Genomic DNA, 1,464 nt, shown 5'->3' with positions numbered 1-1,464 from the left:
AAATTCGTCAAGGTATAATTGATTTGGCTTATCATTAGATACTGGCAGTAATTTAAGCGGCTTGGTTTCATTTGTAACACTCTACAGAATTTTTATTCTATTTTATGTGAAATTTGCGTAAGTCCTAACTATGTAATCAATACGGCCGTTTTTGGCTGTAAATTTGAAAACAGTCACCCAACCGTAGCCTCGTAAGTGTATTGGAGTTCCTTCTTCTGAGATGTCTAACTTGTTCAGTTGTTTATTATGGTTAACAATCCTGTTTTTCCTCAGCGTGGTTACTCAGACCCAACCATGAGAGCGAATTGATTTCAGATTATCTAGGCCACGAGTTTCGCACCAATAAAAAAACGCTCTATTTTTAAGTTTAATTCAGCATGATATATAAATAGTCAAAACCTTATAAATCAAATACAACTTATTGTAATTTAAGAAAATTTATGTTTTTTAGTAACTTGCAGATTAATCATTGCTTTTAAGCCATTTTTAGAATTTTATATGCCTGTGCGAAACTCGTGTACTTTTACAGGTTTTTTCTCTTCCTGAGCCAGTGCCTTTTTTACCTTCAGCAATAATGTTCCCACCACTCGGTTTGCGAGAAAACCAAAGTACCGCACCATCCGAAAGTGTTTCTCCGGGATATGTTTAATCAGTCCACGAGTTTCGCACCAATAAAAAAACGCTCTATTTTTAAGTTTAATTCAGCATGATATATAAATAGTCAAAACCTTATAAATCAAATACAACTTATTGTAATTTAAGAAAATTTATGTTTTTTAGTAACTTGCAGATTAATCATTGCTTTTAAGCCATTTTTAGAATTTTATATGCCTGTGCGAAACTCGTGCAAGAGTAAAAATGGCAGTTTTAAGGTACTGCCGATGATAACATTGGAGATCAGAGTGGAAATTTCTGTTTTACATCGCCAGGGTATGTCTATACGTGCGATTGCTCGACGGCTTTCATGCTCAAGAGTAACCGTGAGGCGATATCTTCGTAGCACTGAAGCGGCGGCGAATATGCGTTATAAATCGAGAGCGCCTAGACCCGGTAAGTTGGAGCCCTTCAAGGTATATATTCTCCAACGCGTAGAGGCGGCTAGACCTGATTGGATACCGGCCTGCGTATTGCTACGGGAGATCCGTGAACAAGGGTACACAGGCAGCTATAGCTTGCTGACCGCTTTTCTTCATCCTATCACGAGTTTCGCAGTCTCTAAAAAAGAAGTATAAATTTAAAAACAAGAAAAAATCAGGATGTTCATATTTTGTCCGGTTATCCATGCATTAAAGATATCTATAAAATATTCTTGCAAGTAAGCAGTGTAAGATACTCTAGTTTGGCGTTATCAGAAGTCAGCCCATCGCCTTTATCTCATGACACGGTTAGCCGATGGTTAAAAAGTAGATGTTTCCGCCCTAAAGACCTATGGCGATTAGTTGAACCTTCTATAGACAAAAAAAG

The 1,464-nt window shown here is 37.2% G+C and carries 1 protein-coding gene and 2 pseudogenes; 2 read left to right on the top strand and 1 reads right to left on the bottom strand.

Annotation, left to right across the window (positions count from 1 at the left end; translation table 11 throughout):
- Positions 1 to 524: 524 nt before the first annotated feature.
- Positions 525 to 653: pseudogene (locus tag CBG25_RS15740) on the bottom strand (transposase); the annotation flags it as partial.
- Positions 654 to 881: 228 nt separating this feature from the next.
- On the opposite strand from CBG25_RS15740, the pseudogene CBG25_RS15735 reads away from it, so the two are divergent.
- Both CBG25_RS15735 and CBG25_RS15730 read left to right on the top strand, forming a co-directional pair.
- Positions 882 to 1,190 (top strand): annotated as a pseudogene (locus CBG25_RS15735) (helix-turn-helix domain-containing protein); the annotation flags it as partial.
- A 77-nt stretch (positions 1,191 to 1,267) separates the two neighbouring features.
- Positions 1,268 to 1,464: hypothetical protein (locus tag CBG25_RS15730; protein WP_290604058.1), on the top strand; the 197-nt coding region annotated here is incomplete at its 3' end.

Source organism: Arsenophonus sp. ENCA, from assembly GCF_002287155.1.
Lineage (GTDB): Bacteria > Pseudomonadota > Gammaproteobacteria > Enterobacterales > Enterobacteriaceae > Arsenophonus > Arsenophonus nilaparvatae.
This window is presented reverse-complemented; position numbering and strand designations above follow the sequence as displayed.